Origin of the sequence: Poseidonocella sp. HB161398 (assembly GCF_005870025.1) — a bacterium.
In the GTDB taxonomy this organism is placed as follows: domain Bacteria; phylum Pseudomonadota; class Alphaproteobacteria; order Rhodobacterales; family Rhodobacteraceae; genus Mangrovicoccus.
Map to the genome: position 1 here is coordinate 15,498 of NZ_VATA01000039.1, position 15,316 is coordinate 30,813.

Here is a 15,316-nt window from a genome sequence, read left to right on the forward strand (position 1 = left end):
AAGCCTAGCGGATCGGCAGGGCAGCGCGTAGCGGAAACGGCCGCGCAGGCGGGATGCCGGGGAGGCGCCCGCGCGGGGGCGGGCGCGGGACGGGGCCCCTTGGCAGGCGGGCGGCGTCAGGGCGCTGCCGCCTCGCGTCCGATCGCCTCGAAGATCGCGTCGAGCTCCTCGGCGGCGGCGGCCAGTGGCGCGCCGCCCTCGTCCTCGTAGGGGGCGAAGACCGTGCTCGGCAGCTTCCAGGAAAGCGTCGCGGTGCCGTCGGGATTGGCGGTGACATACATCCTCAGCGGCGCCTCGATCATCGCCGCGGTCGAGAGCCGCAGGATCCGCACGGCGTAGTCGTTGCTGAAGATGCCGATGACCCGGTTGCCGGGAATCTCGATGCCGCGGGCCTTTGCTGCCTCGGTCGGCCCGGCTTCGGTGACCACGCTCATCCCCTCGGCGGTGGCCGCTTTCTTCACGGCGGCGACGAGCTCGGGATAGGATTTCGAGGTGTCGAGGCTGGCCCAGCCGGGCCGGTCGATCGCGGCCGTGGCGGGCAGCGCCGCGGCGAGGGCGAGGCAGAGGGCAAGCGGGGCGATGAGCAGGCGGGCAGGGCGCATTCCGGGGGTCTCCTTCCTGGCGCCGATCCTGCCATGGCGGCCCGCTCCGGAACAGTCACGCTCCGGCGAGCGGAATGTAACGGGACGCGCGGCAGTTCAGGGCCGTCTGGAGGAGGTCGTTTTCCCGGTGCGGGAGCCGGTTGGCCGGGCCGCGCGCCGGGCCCGGGGTCGGCTGCACAGCCCGGGAAAGCGATCGCAGCGATGGTCGCCCCCGGCCTGCTGGCCGTGGCCGGGGGGCTGGTTCCGCCGCCTCCTGCCGCAGACGCGGGGCATCGGAGCCGAATGCAAACCGCGCCGGTCCTTCACGCAAGGCAGGGGGCGCCGTGCCGGTCCAGTCGGCAGTTCGGGCGCCGACGGGAAGGGCCGTGGCCGGGACCGGACCTTGCCTGGCCGCCGCGGCCCGCCCGTTGGGGCTGCCCGGCTGAAGTCCCGGGAGGTCGCGCGCGGAGCGGGCCGGCCCTGTGCCCCCGGTTGGACCCGCTGTCTCCCGATGCAGACGCGAGACGCGGTCACCGCTGCACCGCGCTGGAGGCAGACATGTGGCACCGGCAGAGCCCGCTGCTCTGACATTGGCGGAAATGGCCATGCCGGGCCAGGATTGTGCCGCGCGAGCGCGCGCCTGCCCGCCGGGGCGATGTAGCTGGCGCATCAGCCTGGGACTGCTGACAGGGTTGGCGCTGAGCAGACGCGGCCGGGATGCCGGAACGCGCGGTGGCGCCGCTGTTTCCTGCCGCGGACGCGCGATGTCGGCGGCTTGCGGCGCGCCGGGATGCCGATCCGGGGGCCCGGCGCGCGGTGCCGGTGCGGCCTTGGCTGTCCCGCGGCCGCAAGGACGGGACCGGCCCTAGGATGGCAGACCCGCGCCGCATTGCCGGGGCTGCCCGTGAGGCATCGGACGGGGAACGGGATTCCAGACTCGGCCCTGTGGCGCGGACCGGGGCGCGGGGGGCTTGGGTTGCGTTGCCGTCTCCTGCCGGGGACGCGCGATGTCGGCGGCTTGCGGCGCGCGGGGATGCCGATCCGGGGGCCCGGCGCGCGGTGCCGGTGCGGCCTTGGCTGTCCCGCGGCCGGAGAGACGGGACCGGCCCTTGGATGAAAGACCCGTGCCGCTTCGCCGGGGCCGCCTGGCGAGGCATCGGACGGGGAACGGGATTGCGGACTCGGCCCTGTGGCGCGGACCGGGGCGCGGGGGCTTGCGGTTGCGTTGCCGTCTCCTGCCGCGGACGCGCGACGTTGGCGGGGGATCGGAGCAGAGCCCGTGCCGACGGCAAGGCGCCGCCGCAACACGGGCGGCGGGAAGGCGGAGGGGCATGCGCGCGGCGCGGACCGGGCTAGCTGCAGATGCCCTTGATCTCGGCCTTCTTCCAGGGGATCAGCACGGACTGCGCCGCCTCGTCGCCGGCGAGGCCGGGCAGGTGCGGCGCCAGCAGCTCGTGCAGCCGGCCGGTGCGCGCCCCTTCGGGGTCGAGCGCGCGGCAGCAGACATATTCCTCGACCAGGCTCGCCTGCTGCTCGTAGCCGTAATCGAGGAGGTCGCGGTCCTCGGCGATCTCGAAGAGATAGGGATCCTCGCTGACGCCATGCTCGGCCGCGGCCTTCAGCGGGGCGTAGCCCGTCTTGGCGCGCTGCTGCCACTGCCAGACATGGGTCGCCTCATGCGCCAGGAACATCGCCTTCGGCAGCGGCAGCTCGCTGGGGTAATCGGCGAGGAAATCCTCGTCATAGAGCCGCCGCGCCACCATCACCCGGTCGAAGAGCGCCACGCCGGCGACATAGCCGGTGACCGTGCCCTTCTCGGGCGGCCAGATCTTCTCGCGGCAGGTCACCGAGGGCCGCGCGGGCCGGGTCATCGGATAGGTGCCGATCAGCGCGCCCTTGGTCAGCACCATCTTCGAGGTGTCGAGCCCCGCGCCATGGGTGGTCTCGAGGAAGGCGGCCTCGGTCCCGGTCAGGTGCCGCGTCGCGCAGGCCGAGAGCAGGAGAAGGGCGGGGAGCAGCAGCTTACGCAATGATCTCGAACTTCGTGACATCGACCATGCCGCGGTCGGTGATCTTCAGCGCCGGGATCACCGGCAGGGCGAGGAAGGCGAGCTGCAGGAAGGGCTCCTCCAGCACGACGCCGAGGCTCCTGGCGGCGGCGCGCAGATCGACCAGCCGGTCCTTGACCTCCTCGAAGGGGGCGAGGCTCATCAGCCCGGCGACCGGCAGGGCCAGCTCGGCGAGGATCTCGCCGCCCTGGGCGACGACGAAGCCGCCCTCGATCTCGCTCAGCCGGTTCGCCGCCAGCGCCATGTCGGCATAGTCGGCGCCGACCACGGCAATATTGTGGTGGTCATGGCAGACGGTCGAGGCGATCGCCCCGGACTGCATGCCGAAGCCCCGGACGAAGCCGTTGGCGATATTGCCGTTCTTGCCGTGGCGCTCGATCACGGTGATGCGCATCAGGTCGCGCTTGGCGTCCGGCCGCTTGTCGCCATTCGCGATGGCGACGGTCTCGTGCAGGTGGTCGGTCAGGATCTGCCCCTCGCGGATGCCGATCACGTCGGTCGCCTCGGCATTTCCGGCCAGGCGGAAGCTCTCGGCCTCGACCTCGGGGGCGCGGACCGAGGCACGGCCGATCGGCTGCACCGGCGGGCGGGCGGCGAAGGCGGCATCGGTGATCTCCACCCCTGCGGCGAGGACCAGCTGCGCGTTGCAGCCCTCCAGGCTGTCGATGGCGACGATGTCGGCGCGCTTGCCCGGCGCGATCATGCCGCGGTCCTTCAGCCCGAAGGCCTCCGCCGCCGAGAGCGTCGCCGCGCGGTAGGCGGCAAGCGGCGGCGTGCCGAGCGCGATCAGGGTGCGGATCATGTAGTCGAGATGGCCGTGCTCGGCGATGTCCAGAGGGTTCCGGTCGTCGGTGCACAGGCACATGTAGGGCGAAGTCCGCTCGGTCAGCAGCGGCTGCAGCGCGTGCATGTCCTTCGACACCGAGCCCTCGCGGATCAGGATGCGCATGCCCTTGCGCAGCTTCTCCAGCGCTTCCTCGGGGTTGGTCGCCTCGTGCTCGGTGCGGATGCCCGCGGCGACATAGGCGTTGAGGTCCTTGCCGGACAGCAGCGGCGCATGTCCGTCGATATGGCCGCGCTGGTAGAGGCGCAGCTTCGCCAGCGCCGCCGGGTCGCGGTGGATCACGCCGGGATAGTTCATGAACTCCGCCAGGCCGATCCCCGAAGGGTGCCCCATCAGCGGCCGCAGATCCGAGGCCTCGAGCTTGGCGCCTGCCGTCTCCATATGGGTCGAGGGCACGCAGGAGCTGATCTGCACGCGCAGATCCATCAGCGTGTGGCGCGAGCAGTCCTGGAACCAGCGGATCCCCTTGGCGCCCAGCACATTGGCGATCTCGTGCGGGTCGCAGATCGCGGTGGTGACGCCGCGCGGGGTGACGCAGCGGTCGAATTCCATCGGCGTGACCAGCGAGCTTTCCACATGCAGATGCGTGTCGATGAAGCCCGGCACCAGGATCAGCCCGGTGACGTCGATCACCCGCTCGGCCTCGTAGCTGTCGCAGATGCCGACGATCGTGTCGCCGCAGACCGCCACGTCGCCCTCGAGCAGCGCGCCGGTGACGAGGTCGAGCAGCTGCCCGCCGCGGAGCACCAGATCGGCGGGCTGGTCGCCCCTGCCTTGCGCAATTCGGTTTTCGAGATCCGACATGGATGCGTCTCCGCCAGAGGATGTGTCCCGCGGAGTATGGAGGAAAGCCAGGGGGGTTGGAAGGCGGCGGCGCGGTTTCGGCGGGGGATGCGGCAGCGCGGCGCGCCGGGGCGGGCAATGCGCATCCTCCGGGTCGCCCGCGGCATGGGGCGCGGGCAGGCTGGCGCCGGGACTGAATGAAAGGGACAGGACATGCAGCTCGAGGGAAAGACAGTGATCGTCACCGGCGCCAGCAGCGGGATCGGCGCGGCGGCGGCGCGGCTCTTCGCGACCGAGGGCGCGGCGGTGGTGCTCTGCGCGCGCCGCGGCGCCCTGCTGGAGGCGCTGGTGGCCGAGATCGTGGAGGCGGGCGGTCGCGCGGCGGCGCTGGCCGGGGATGTGCGCGACCCGGCCCATGCGGCGGCGGCGGTCGCGCTCGCCTCTGACCGCTTCGGCGGGCTCGACGGGGCGTTCAACAATGCCGGGATCACCGGGCCTGCCGGGCCGGTGGAGGCGATGGCGGCATCCGACTGGGACGAGGTGCTGGCGGTGAACCTGACATCCGCCTTCCTGGCGGCAAGGCAGCAGATCCCGGCACTGCGGGCGCGCGGCGGTGGCGCGCTGGTCTTCACCTCCTCCTTCGTCGGCCAGGGGATCGGCCTGCCGGGAATGGGCGCCTATGCGGCGGCCAAGGCGGGGCTGACCGGGCTCGTGCAGGTGCTGGCGGCGGAGCTCGGCAGCGCGGGCATCCGCGCCAATGCGCTCCTGCCGGGCGGGACGATGACGCCGATGGCGGGCACCGATTCGGGGGTCCATGCGGCGGTGCGGGCGATGCATGCGCTCGGGCGCATGGCCGAACCGGAGGAGATCGCCCGCGCGGCGCTCTTCCTCCTCTCCGCCCAGTCCTCCTTCGTCACCGGCACGGCGCTCTATGCCGATGGCGGCAACGCTGTCACGAAGATGGCCGGGTGAGGGGTGGGGGGAGAGGGCCCGCCCTCTCCCCGCGCGCTCAGCTGTAATGCGCGCTGGCGGTTCCGGGCGCCTTCAGCGCCCGGATCGCCGCGTCGATGCCGACCGTGCCGCGGATCTCGCCGTCGACCGTGACCGGGCAGCAGCCGTCCGGCGCGGAATGCAGCTTCTGCAGCGCCTCCTCGATCGTCTCTCCGGGGGCGACCGGCGCGCCCTGGGCGGGACCGGCAGGGCCCATGATCGAGCGCATCCGCACCACTTTCGCCCGGTTCACGTCCTGGATGAAATCGGTGATGTACGCGTCGGCCGGGTTCATCAGGATGTCCTGCGGATCCGAGGCCTGGATGATCTCGCCGTCGCGCAGGATGGCGATGCGGTCGCCGATCCGCAGCGCCTCGTCCAGATCGTGGGTGATGAAGATGATCGTCTTGTGCAGCTCTTCCTGCAGCTCCAGCAGGATCGTCTGCATGTCGGTGCGGATCAGCGGATCGAGCGCCGAGAACGCCTCGTCCATCAACAGGATCTCGGCATCGGTCGCCAGCGCGCGCGCCAGGCCGACGCGCTGCTGCATCCCGCCCGAGAGCTGGCCGGGATAGTGCCCCTCGAACCCCGCGAGCCCGACCCGGACGATCCATTTCGCCGCCCGCTCCGCGGCCTCGGCGGCATCGACGCCCTGGATGCCGAGCCCGTATTCGACATTCTCCTGCACCGTGCGGTGCGGCAGCAGGCCGAATTTCTGGAAGACCATCGACATCTTGAAGCGCCGCAGGTCGCGCAGCGCCTTCTCGTTCATCGCCAGCACGTCCTCGCCATCGACCCAGATCTCGCCCGAGGTGGGCTCGATCAGCCGGTTCAGGTGGCGGATCAGCGTCGACTTGCCCGAGCCCGACAGCCCCATGATCACCTGGATCTTGCGTCCGGGGATGTCGAGATTGATGTCGCGCAGCCCCAGCACGTGGCTCTTCTGCTCCAGCAGCTCCGACTTCGTCATGCCGCCCCGGACATCGCCGAGCGCCGCCTTCGGGTTGTCGCCGAAGATCTTGTAGAGCTCCTTGATGCGGACTTTGGGTTCCTCGTCACTCACGGCCGGTCTCCCGATAGGCTTGCAGGCGCTTGCCATAGGTCTGGCTGACGCGGTCGAAGATGATGGCCAGCGCCACGATGGCGAGCCCGTTCATCAGCCCCAGCGCCAGGTACTGGTTGGAGATCGCGCGCAGCACCGGCACGCCGAGCCCCTGCACCCCGATCATCGAGGCGATGACGACCATCGACAACGCCATCATGATGGTCTGGTTGACGCCGGCGAAGATATTCGGCAGCGCCAGCGGGATCTGCACCCCGAAGAGCTTCTGCCGGTAGGAGGCGCCGAAGGCCTCGGCCGCCTCCATCACCTCGCGGTCGACCAGGCGGATGCCGAGATTGGTCAGCCGCACGATCGGCGGCAGCGCGTAGATGCAGACCGCCAGCAGCCCCGGCACCTTGCCGATGCCCAGGAGCATGACGACCGGGATCAGGTAGACGAAGCTGGGGATCGTCTGCATCACGTCGAGGACCGGCGTGATCAGCGCCTGCGCCCGGTCCCAGCGCGCCATCAGGATGCCGAGCGGAATGCCGATCGCGATGCACAGGAAGGTCGCCACCGAGATCATGGCGAGGGTCGCCATCGTGTCTTCCCACATGTCGAAGATGCCGATCAGCAGGAAGGCGATGATGGTGCCGCCGGTGATCTTCCAGCTGCGCGCGCCGAACCAGGTCAGCGCGGCGATCACCAGGATCACCAGCGGCCAGGGCGCGTCGGTCAGCAGATCCTGGAACCAGACCAGGAATTTCAGCAGGGGGTTGAAGAAGGCTTCGAGCTGTTCGCCATAGGCGCGCGAGAAGGTCCGGAAGCTTTCGTCGATCCCCTGGCGGAGCGCCGAGAGGTCGCGGCGGCCGAGCGAGGGGAATTCTGTCAGGAAGTCCAGCATGGGTCTCCTTTCATAGCAAAGCCCGCGGCCGGAGCCGCGGGCGGGCAGGGGCCTGGGCCGCGCTCAGAGCGCGTCCTTGACCTTCTCGGCGACATCCTCGGGCACCCACTGGGTCCAGACGTCTTCATGCTCGATCAGGAACTCGTAGGCGGCATCCTCGCCATTGGCCTGGTTCTCGGTCATGTAGACGAGCATCGCGTTCATCACCTCGCCGGGGAAGACCCGCGCCTTGAAATAGTCCTGGGCGATGCCGCCCTCGTCGAGGAAGCCCTTGGTCACCACGGTCTCGACCTCGGACTTGGTCCAGCTCGTCGGCTTGGGATCAAGGCAGTCCTGCTCGGACATCGCGATGCAGCCGTCCCAGTTCTCCCGGCCGGCCCATTCGGTTTCGAAGGGCAGCATGACCAGGCCGTACTTGCCGATCACCGCGGTCGGCGACCAGTAGTAGCCGAACCAGGGCTCGGAGCGGTTCACCGCCTTGGCGATCGAGCCGTCGAGACCCGCCGCGGAGCCCGGATCGACCAGCTTCCAGCCCTTCTCCTCCATGTCGAAGGCGCGGAACAGGTTGGCGTTGACCAGCTGGCAGCCCCAGCCGGCCGGGCAGCCCATGAAGGCGCCCAGATCGGGATCCTCGACATCGGGCACCAGCTCGGGGTGCGCCAGCATCTTCTCGACGGTGTCGATCTCGGGATGGGCCTCGTGGAATTCGCTGGTGACCCACCAGCCTTCGCCCAGCCCGGTGATCGGGCCGTCGTTCAGCGCCTGCAGGCGGCCCTCTTCCTTGGCGGCCGACAGCGGATCGCGCACCGCGTTGATCCACAGTTCCGGCGCGACATCCGGCTGGGCCTTCTCGTTCATCGAGGCGAAGGTGGTGTTGGTGGCGCCGGGGATCAGCTCCACGTCGCAGTCATAGCCTTCTTCCAGGATGATGGCGTCGACATTGGCCATCAGCTCGGCCGAGGCCCAGTTCATCTCGGCAATCGAGACGTCGCCGCAATCTGTCTGCGCCATCGCGGCGCCGGCGGAGGCGGCAAGGCCGAAAATGGCGGCCGCGCTCAGTCTGGAAAATGTCATGGGAATCTCCCGCTCTCTCTTCGTGTGTCTGCCGCGGCGGCCTTCCGGACCGGGCCGCGGTCACCACCCCGAATGGGCGATTTCTCCGCGCGGGCGGGCCTGGCGGCGGGGCGCGACGGGCGGAGCGTGGAAGAAAGAGACCATAATCAACCCCTAGGCGCAACCGGACAGACTGTCCGGCGGAAATCCGCGCGGGGCGCCGGGTTCAGGCCTCCCGCCGGATCCCGGCCGCCGCGCTGCCGTCCTCGCCCGCCTGCGCCGCCGCCGAGAGGGCCAGAAGCAGGCTCTCGCGCAGCGGCGCGACATGGCGGTTGCTGCGGGTGACGGCCTCGAAGATCTCGGGCGCGTCGTCGGTGACCATCGCCAGCGCCTCGGAGATCAGGTCGAAGCTGCGGGTGCGGATCCGTGGCCGCTCGCCGAGCGCGGAGAAGGCCCGTGCCAGCAGATGGGTCAGCCCCTGGCTCATGGCCGCCTGGCGGTCATGGTCCTCTGGCGTGGTGACGACGATGTCGAGGGCTAGCCGGCTGCGCAGGAAGGCCGCCAGCCGCCGCCAGCGCGTGCCGCGCACCGGGCAGAGCACGATCTGGCAGCCCGCGATCCCGCCTGCCGCGCTGCCGGGACCGAACATCGGGTGGCTGGCGAGGATCTCGACATGGGCGGGCAGCAGCTGGCGCATCAGCCGCGCGGGCTCCTCCTTGATCGAGCAGACATCCATGACGAGCTGCCCGGGCCGCAGATGCGGGGCGAGCGCGCCGAGGCAGCCCGGCAGGGCCCGGACCGGGACGGCCAGGATGACGAGCTCTGCGCCGATGTCGCGCGGATCGGCGATCGTCGCGAAGCCACGTTCCGCCGCTTCGGCAAGTGCGGCGGGAGAGCGGTCATGCACCGAGACGGCGGCATGCGGGGCGAGAAGGCTGGCGGCGAGCTGCCCGAAGGCGCCGAAGCCGATGATGGTGACAGAGGGAAAGCCGGTGAACATGATCCTGATCCTGAGAGAGGGAGCCAGGGGTCATGGGGGCGAGGCGCTCAACCGCTGGCACGAGGCAGCGGTGAACATGACGAATGCTCCGCTGCTAGGGCAGCGGGTAATAGGACATTGCAGAGAGGGTCGCGATATTCGTCATGCCGCTGCCATAGCGCGGATCGGGGGGCTCCGTCAATCTGGCACCGGCCGTCCCGCTGCGGAGGGGCGGTGCCGCGGCAGGAGATCATGGCCCCGGACCGGTTCTCCGCCGCGCTGCCGCCCGCACTGTCCCGTCCGGCGCGCCCGGCGCCCTGTCCGGGAGCTGGAACTGCAGCATCCCGGAGGCAGGGGCGGGTGTCACGGCCGCCGGCCCCCGCTTCGTCCGAGTCCGGCAGAGCGGTCCGTTCGCGCTCCGGCCGGGCCGCCTCCTGTCGCCGCAGAACTGCGCCGCCGACCGGGCTGCCGCGCAGGCCTGCGGCGGTGCGGCGCGCCCTTTCCCTGCAGGCGGCAGGTTCGCCGGGCGGGAGGCGGGGGCCGCTCTGGATCCGGGATCCGCCGCCGTCCTGTCCCGGCCGGCTGGGCGGCGCACTTCTCCGGAGCGGCTGCCTGTCCGGGGCGGGCGCCATCGCGCGGGGGCGTCGCCGACGGCGACCGCGAAGACCCGGTCCGCATGGCCGGATGCCGCGGGAAGGGGGCCGGCCATGGCGCGCAGGGGAGGGGCGAAAGCGGCGCCGCCGGGGTCCGTCCATCGCAGGACCGGGGCCGTGTCCGGCCCGCTGCGGCAGGCGCAATGCCGGATGGTGCCCCCGGCCTCGCTGGCGGTGGAAGCCGCCTGCTCCCCGAAGCTGTGCCCGGCGCGGGCAGCCGCGGCGGCGGGGCCCCCTGGCCCGCAGGGCCGCCGGGGCATGGCGCGCAGGGGGGCTGCCGCCGGGCGGGCCGTTGCGGGCGAAGCGCAGCCGCGCGCGGCGTCCGGTTCCGCCGGAGCCGGTCATTGCCCTTTGCGCGTGTTTCCCCTAAGCCCCCGGCATCACTCCTGACAGCGAGGTTCCGATGTTCAGCGCCCTGCCTGACCAGCCCGAAGACAAGATCCTGAAGCTCATGGCCATGTACCGCGACGATGCGCGGGAGCAGAAGATCGATCTGGGCGTCGGCGTCTACAAGGACGCCAGCGGCCACACGCCCATCATGCGTGCCGTGAAGGCCGCGGAGAAGACGCTGTGGGAGACCGAGACCACCAAGACCTACGTCGCGCTGGCCGGCGCGCCCGACTTCAATGACGCCATGGTCGCGATGGTCCTCGGCGGCGCGGTCCCGCGCGGCGACGTGGCCAGCGTGGGGACCCCGGGCGGCACCGGCGCGGTGCGCCAGGGCTTCGACCTGGTGAAGCTCGGCAATGCCTCGGCGACGGTCTGGTACTCGACCCCGACCTGGGGCAACCACATCTCGATCCTCAAGCACATGGGCGTCGCCCACAAGCCCTACCGCTATTTCGACGCCGAGTCGGGCGAAGTCGATTTCGCCGGCATGATCGCCGATCTCGACACCGCGCTGCCGGGCGACGTGATCCTGCTGCATGGCTGCTGCCACAACCCCACCGGCGCGAACCTGACCCAGGCGCAGTGGCGCCAGGTGGTCGACATCCTCAACGAGCGCGCGCTGATCCCGATGATCGACATCGCCTACCAGGGCTTCGGCGACGGGCTGGAAGAGGATGCCTATGGCGTGCGCCTGGTGGCCGAGAACTGCCCCGAGACGATCATCGCCGCGAGCTGCTCGAAGAATTTCGGCGTCTACCGCGAGCGCACCGGCGCGCTGATGGCGGTGTCCCGCGGCGGCGCCGAGACGGCCCGCGCGCAGAAGACGCTGGCCTATCTCAACCGCCAGAACTACTCCTTCCCGCCGGATCACGGCGCGCGGCTGGTCACGATGATCCTGACCGACGAGGCGCTGAAGGCCGAATGGATGGCCGAGCTGGAAGAGGTCCGCACCGGCATGCTGGCGCTGCGCGAGCAGCTGGCGGGCGAGCTGAAGCGGCTGACCAATTCCGACCGGTTCGATTTCATCGCGCGCCATCGCGGCATGTTCTCGATGCTGGGCCTGACCGCCGCGCAGATGGACGAGCTGCGCGAGACCCACGGCATCTACGGCGTCTCCGACAGCCGCATCAACATCGCCGGGCTGAACAGCGAGACCGTGCCGCTGCTGGCGAAGGCCGTGGCCGAGGTGGTCGGCGGCTGAACCGGCCCCGGACCCGGTGACGATCAAGGCGCGGGTAGACAGCCCGCGCCTTTTGCGTCTCATATTCCGCGCAGGAGGTGCCGCCATGGCCGATGACGACTCCCTCTCTGCCCGCCCCGGTCTGCCCGACGCCCTGCGCGCGCTGGTGGAGGACCTGCCGCGCTCGGCCTGGAGCGCGCATCCCCGCTTTCACGGGCTCGCCGAATTCTGGATCGAGAAGCATCTGGGCTTCCGCCGCCTCTCCGGGCTGCTGCGCACGGATCTGCAGGGCTTTCTCGACGGCAATTCCGCGCCCGAGGTGATGGCCAACCGGGTCTGGCACCATGGCGGCATGCTGATCGGCGGGCTGCATGACCATCACCGGGTCGAGGACCACCACTACTTCCCCGAGATGCTGCGGCTGGAACCGCGGCTGGAGCGCGGCTTCGGGCTGCTCGACGGCGACCACCATGCGCTCGATCCCTGGCTGGAGCAGCTCTCGGCCGAAGCGAATGCGGTAATCGGCGCCTCTTCGGACCGCGACGAGGCGGCGCGGCTGCTGGCCTCGCTGGAGGCGTTCGAGCCCTTCCTGCTGCGGCATCTCGAGGACGAGGAGGACCTGATCGTCCCGGTCATCCTGCGCCACGGGATGGGCTAGCGCGGATCACTCCGAGGGCAGCATCAAGAGGACCGAGGCCAGCGCGCAGGCGATGCCCAGGGCCTCGCGCAGGCGGAAGGGCTCGCCGAAGACCAGCACGCCGAGGGCACAGGCGCCCAGCAGGGTGAAGCCGGAATAGGCGACCGCGGCGGCGCCGAGCGGGATGTGCCGCATCGCCAGGAACCACATCAGCGCGGAGACGAGATAGAGCAGGCAGCCCCCGGTCAGGAAATGCGCCCCCTCGGAGATCGCGCCGCGATCGGCGGCCAGCTTGATGACCAGATCGCCCAGGATGACGACCAGCGCCGTCACCAGCGAGAAGCCCAGTCCGGTGAGAATGCCCTGCATTCCGGTCCCCTGCCTGCCGAAAATCCGTTGGCGCCCAGAATGCGCCGGGCGCGCGGCGCGCACGAGGCAGGAGAACCTGACCCAGCGGAAAACCCTGCCTCCGCGCCGGAGTTCATGCGTCCTTATTGCTTGCCGGTCCACATTGCCCCCTGCGGGGGACTGTGCCATGTGTTCTCCCGTGTCCGCCATGCAGCCCGGGGAGTGCTCTCGCAGATGACCGATTTTGCCCATCGCCGCACCATCATGGTCGATACGCAAGTCAGGCCCGCGGATGTGACGAGGTTCCCGATCATCGAGGCGCTCTTGCGTGTCCCGCGCGAAATCTACGTGCCGGAGGAGCTGAAGGATGCCGCCTATGTCGGCGAGAACCTGCCGCTCGCGCCCGGCCGGGTCATCCTGGAGCCGCGCACCTTCGCCAAGATGCTGGAAGCCGCCGACATCCATCCCGGCGACCTGGTGCTCGATGTCGGGCCGGGGCTGGGCTATTCGGCCTGCGTGATCGCGCATCTGGCCGAGGCGGTGGTCGCGCTCGAGGAGGACGAGGACATGGCCCGCGAGGCGGCGGCGAATCTCTCCGAGCATGGCGCGGACAATGTCGCGGTGATCGAAGGGCCGCTTTCGGAGGGGCTGGCGCAGCACGGGCCCTATGACGTTATCGTGATCGAGGGCGCGGTAGAGGCAATCGGTGATGCCCTATTGGCACAGCTCAAGGATGGCGGTCGCATCGTCGCGCCCTTTGTGGATGGCGCGCTCGGGGCCGTGCGGGTAGGGTACAAGGTGAACGGAACGGTTTCGTGGCGGTTTGCCTTCAATGCGGGGGCGCCCGTCCTTCCGGGATTCGAGCAGAAGAAAGACTTCGCGCTCTGAGGATCCGCCCTGTCCGGCGGCGGAGCGCTGCAGGAAAAGAGGACCCAAGGTGCGCAAGATCAAGACAACCCTGCTGGCCTGTGCGGCCGCGATTGCCGCGTCCGCGGCTTCGGCAGAGACCCTGACGGACACGCTGGTCTCCGCCTACAACAATTCGAACCTGCTGGAGCAGAGCCGCGCCGTGCTGCGCGCCTCCGACGAGGATGTCGCCATCGCGGTCTCGGCGCTCAGGCCGATCCTCGCCTATTCCGCCTCGCGCAGCTATTTCTGGGACCTCGACACCGATGTGCTGACCACCAGCAGCGGGGCCCGGGTGCGCGAGAACAGCCAGTCGATCACCAACACGCTCGAGCTGACTGCGCAGATGAGCCTCTTCGAGTTCGGCCGCAACCGGCTGTCGGTCGAGGCGGCGAAAGAGGCGGTGCTGGCCGCGCGCCAGGCACTGGTCGCGCAGGAGCAGGACGTGCTGTTCTCGGCAGTGCAGGCCTATACCCAGGTGCGCCAGGCCGCGGCCTTCGTCGACCTGCGCCGCAACAACGTCCGCGTGCTCGAGGAAGAGCTGCGCGCCGCCAATGACCGGTTCGACGTGGGCGAGGTGACCCGCACCGACGTCGCGCAGGCCGAGGCCTTCCTGGCCGCCGCCCAGGCCAGCCTGGTTGCCGCAAACGGCGATCTGGAGACCGCGCGCGAGGCCTTCAACCTGGCCGTCGGCCGCTATCCGGGCGACCTGTCGCCGCCGCCGTCCTTCTCGGGCATGCCCGCGAGCCTCGACACCGCGCGCGACACCGCCGTGCGCGGCCATCCGGCCATCCGCCAGCAGCAGTTCCTGGTCTCCGCCCAGGAGATCAATGTCGACATCGCCCAGCGGAACGTGATGCCCTCGCTCAGCGCGACCGGTTCGGTCGGCTATTCGGACAGCTCCACCAGCTCGAACACCAACGACATGGAGCCGATCGCGACGCTCGGCCTCGAATTCGGCGGCCCGATCTACCAGGGCGGCCAGATCAACGCGCTCTACCGCCGCGCGGTGGCCACGCTCGAGCAGAACCGCTCGGCGCTGCTGCAGACGACGCTGAACGTGAAGGAGCGGGTCGGCTTCGCCTGGGCGAATTTCCAGGTCGCCGTCGCCAGCCTCGAGGCAACCGAGCGCCAGATCGAGGCCTCGCAGGTCGCCTTCGACGGCACGCGCGAGGAAGCGACGCTGGGCGCACGCACCACGCTCGACGTGCTGAACGCCGAGCAGGACCTGCTCGACGCCCGCGGCAGCCGCATCGAGGCGCTGACCGTGGAACAGGACGCCTACTACTTCCTGCTCTCGACCATGGGGCAGCTCACCGCCGACAATCTGGGTCTCGACGTCGTGGCCTATGACGAGAACGCCTATTTCGATAAAGTGCGGACAGCCCCGACCGTCTTCACCTCGGAACAGGGGATCAAGCTCGACAAAGTGCTGAAAGCGCTGGGGAAGTGACAGAATGGCAGATGACTCAAGCGGAGGTGCTCGGATGAGCGCCGCCCGCGATCCCGAGGAGGTCCTGGCCTCCATCCGGCGCCTGGTCGCCAAGGAAGTGAAGAATCAGCAGGACCGCGAGGCCGCCGAGCGGCCGGACCGCGACATGCCGGTGGTCAGCGAGAAGGCCAGCGCCGCGGCGCGGCGGCTGGTGCTGGGCGCCGATGCGCGGATCGCGGCGAATGGCACGGAGGTTCCCGCCGCCGAAGCGGCCGCGTCCGAGCCGAGCTGGGATCTGCCGCTCGAGCCGGTATCCGCGGCGGAGGCGGCAGAGGCGGAGCCGGTGGCCGATCTTCCCGGGATCGACGAAGCCAAGCTGCGCAACCTGGTCCGCGAGATCCTGCGGGAGGAAATCCGCAACCGCATGGGGCCGCGGATCAACGAGAATATCCGCCGCATCCTGCGCGAGGAACTGCGGGCGCTGGCGGCGGGGCAGGACTGACAGCCCCGTACCGTACTGTTCCA

At 70.1% G+C, this 15,316-nt stretch carries 14 protein-coding genes; 6 read left to right on the forward strand and 8 right to left on the reverse strand.

The features are described 5' to 3' along the window. Positions 1–116: 116 nt before the first annotated feature. The 3 genes from FGX59_RS24295 to ade all read right to left on the reverse strand — a co-directional run bounded on the left by FGX59_RS24295 (position 117) and on the right by ade (position 4,298). Positions 117–602, reverse strand: coding sequence for a DUF302 domain-containing protein (locus tag FGX59_RS24295; protein ID WP_138469724.1), 486 nt, complete (start codon positions 600–602; stop codon positions 117–119). Between the two features lie 1,331 nt (positions 603–1,933). After that, entirely contained in the window at positions 1,934–2,611 is a 678-nt protein-coding gene (locus FGX59_RS24300) for a hypothetical protein (RefSeq protein WP_240722680.1), read from the reverse strand. Further along, positions 2,604–4,298, reverse strand: a complete 1,695-nt coding sequence (gene ade, locus FGX59_RS24305; RefSeq protein WP_138469726.1) for an adenine deaminase — start codon at positions 4,296–4,298, stop codon at positions 2,604–2,606. Before ade ends, FGX59_RS24300 begins: the two co-directional genes overlap by 8 nt. A 192-nt stretch (positions 4,299–4,490) precedes the next feature. Here ade and FGX59_RS24310 point away from each other — a divergent pair, with 192 nt between their 5' ends. Continuing rightward, on the forward strand, positions 4,491–5,249 hold the full coding sequence (locus FGX59_RS24310; protein ID WP_138469727.1) for an SDR family oxidoreductase: 759 nt from the start codon (positions 4,491–4,493) through the stop codon (positions 5,247–5,249). A gap of 37 nt (positions 5,250–5,286) precedes the next feature. Here FGX59_RS24310 and FGX59_RS24315 read toward each other — a convergent pair whose 3' ends face one another. The 4 genes from FGX59_RS24315 to FGX59_RS24330 all read right to left on the reverse strand — a co-directional run bounded on the left by FGX59_RS24315 (position 5,287) and on the right by FGX59_RS24330 (position 9,266). Next, complete coding sequence (locus FGX59_RS24315; protein ID WP_138469728.1) at positions 5,287–6,366, reverse strand: glycine betaine/L-proline ABC transporter ATP-binding protein; 1,080 nt, start codon at positions 6,364–6,366, stop codon at positions 5,287–5,289. Then, complete coding sequence (locus tag FGX59_RS24320; RefSeq protein WP_138469729.1) at positions 6,323–7,213, reverse strand: proline/glycine betaine ABC transporter permease; 891 nt, start codon at positions 7,211–7,213, stop codon at positions 6,323–6,325. The genes FGX59_RS24315 and FGX59_RS24320 overlap by 44 nt, the downstream gene beginning before the upstream one ends. A gap of 63 nt (positions 7,214–7,276) precedes the next feature. Then, a complete protein-coding gene (locus FGX59_RS24325; RefSeq protein WP_138469730.1) occupies positions 7,277–8,287 on the reverse strand; it encodes a glycine betaine ABC transporter substrate-binding protein in 1,011 nt (336 codons plus the stop codon). A 205-nt stretch (positions 8,288–8,492) separates the two neighbouring features. Continuing rightward, entirely contained in the window at positions 8,493–9,266 is a 774-nt protein-coding gene (locus tag FGX59_RS24330) for a prephenate dehydrogenase/arogenate dehydrogenase family protein (protein WP_138469731.1), read from the reverse strand. A gap of 1,035 nt (positions 9,267–10,301) precedes the next feature. On the opposite strand from FGX59_RS24330, the gene FGX59_RS24335 reads away from it, so the two are divergent. After that, the gene (locus FGX59_RS24335) at positions 10,302–11,489 is read left to right on the forward strand and encodes an amino acid aminotransferase (RefSeq protein WP_138469732.1); all 1,188 of its coding nucleotides are present in this window, start codon (positions 10,302–10,304) and stop codon (positions 11,487–11,489) included. A gap of 85 nt (positions 11,490–11,574) precedes the next feature. Further along, the gene (locus tag FGX59_RS24340; RefSeq protein WP_138469733.1) at positions 11,575–12,126 is read left to right on the forward strand and encodes a hemerythrin domain-containing protein; all 552 of its coding nucleotides are present in this window, start codon (positions 11,575–11,577) and stop codon (positions 12,124–12,126) included. Positions 12,127–12,132: 6 nt separating this feature from the next. Here FGX59_RS24340 and FGX59_RS37760 read toward each other — a convergent pair whose 3' ends face one another. Beyond that, entirely contained in the window at positions 12,133–12,474 is a 342-nt protein-coding gene (locus tag FGX59_RS37760; protein ID WP_171060809.1) for a hypothetical protein, read from the reverse strand. A 213-nt stretch (positions 12,475–12,687) separates the two neighbouring features. On the opposite strand from FGX59_RS37760, the gene FGX59_RS24350 reads away from it, so the two are divergent. The 3 genes from FGX59_RS24350 to FGX59_RS24360 are packed head-to-tail and all read left to right on the forward strand — an operon-like array spanning position 12,688 to position 15,293. Next, positions 12,688–13,341 carry a protein-L-isoaspartate O-methyltransferase gene (locus FGX59_RS24350; protein WP_138469735.1) on the forward strand — a complete coding sequence of 218 codons (654 nt, stop codon included), beginning with the start codon at positions 12,688–12,690 and terminating at the stop codon, positions 13,339–13,341. A gap of 49 nt (positions 13,342–13,390) precedes the next feature. Further along, on the forward strand, positions 13,391–14,812 hold the full coding sequence (locus FGX59_RS24355) for a TolC family outer membrane protein (protein ID WP_240722684.1): 1,422 nt from the start codon (positions 13,391–13,393) through the stop codon (positions 14,810–14,812). Between the two features lie 34 nt (positions 14,813–14,846). Next, positions 14,847–15,293 (forward strand): hypothetical protein, encoded by a 447-nt coding sequence (locus FGX59_RS24360; RefSeq protein ID WP_138469737.1) that lies wholly within the window; start codon positions 14,847–14,849, stop codon positions 15,291–15,293. Positions 15,294–15,316: the final 23 nt, after the last annotated feature.

What these genes read in the sequence shown, in the direction of transcription:
- FGX59_RS24295 (WP_138469724.1), bottom strand. Translation starts at nt 602, where the DNA reads ATGCGCCCTGCCCGCCTGCTCATCGCCCCGCTTGCCCTCTGCCTCGCC.
- ade (WP_138469726.1), bottom strand. Translation starts at nt 4,298, where the DNA reads ATGTCGGATCTCGAAAACCGAATTGCGCAAGGCAGGGGCGACCAGCCC.
- FGX59_RS24310 (WP_138469727.1), top strand. Translation starts at nt 4,491, where the DNA reads ATGCAGCTCGAGGGAAAGACAGTGATCGTCACCGGCGCCAGCAGCGGG.
- FGX59_RS24315 (WP_138469728.1), bottom strand. Translation starts at nt 6,366, where the DNA reads ATGGCAAGCGCCTGCAAGCCTATCGGGAGACCGGCCGTGAGTGACGAG.
- FGX59_RS24320 (WP_138469729.1), bottom strand. Translation starts at nt 7,213, where the DNA reads ATGCTGGACTTCCTGACAGAATTCCCCTCGCTCGGCCGCCGCGACCTC.
- FGX59_RS24325 (WP_138469730.1), bottom strand. Translation starts at nt 8,287, where the DNA reads ATGACATTTTCCAGACTGAGCGCGGCCGCCATTTTCGGCCTTGCCGCC.
- FGX59_RS24330 (WP_138469731.1), bottom strand. Translation starts at nt 9,266, where the DNA reads ATGTTCACCGGCTTTCCCTCTGTCACCATCATCGGCTTCGGCGCCTTC.
- FGX59_RS24335 (WP_138469732.1), top strand. Translation starts at nt 10,302, where the DNA reads ATGTTCAGCGCCCTGCCTGACCAGCCCGAAGACAAGATCCTGAAGCTC.
- FGX59_RS24340 (WP_138469733.1), top strand. Translation starts at nt 11,575, where the DNA reads ATGGCCGATGACGACTCCCTCTCTGCCCGCCCCGGTCTGCCCGACGCC.
- FGX59_RS37760 (WP_171060809.1), bottom strand. Translation starts at nt 12,474, where the DNA reads ATGCAGGGCATTCTCACCGGACTGGGCTTCTCGCTGGTGACGGCGCTG.
- FGX59_RS24350 (WP_138469735.1), top strand. Translation starts at nt 12,688, where the DNA reads ATGACCGATTTTGCCCATCGCCGCACCATCATGGTCGATACGCAAGTC.
- FGX59_RS24360 (WP_138469737.1), top strand. Translation starts at nt 14,847, where the DNA reads ATGAGCGCCGCCCGCGATCCCGAGGAGGTCCTGGCCTCCATCCGGCGC.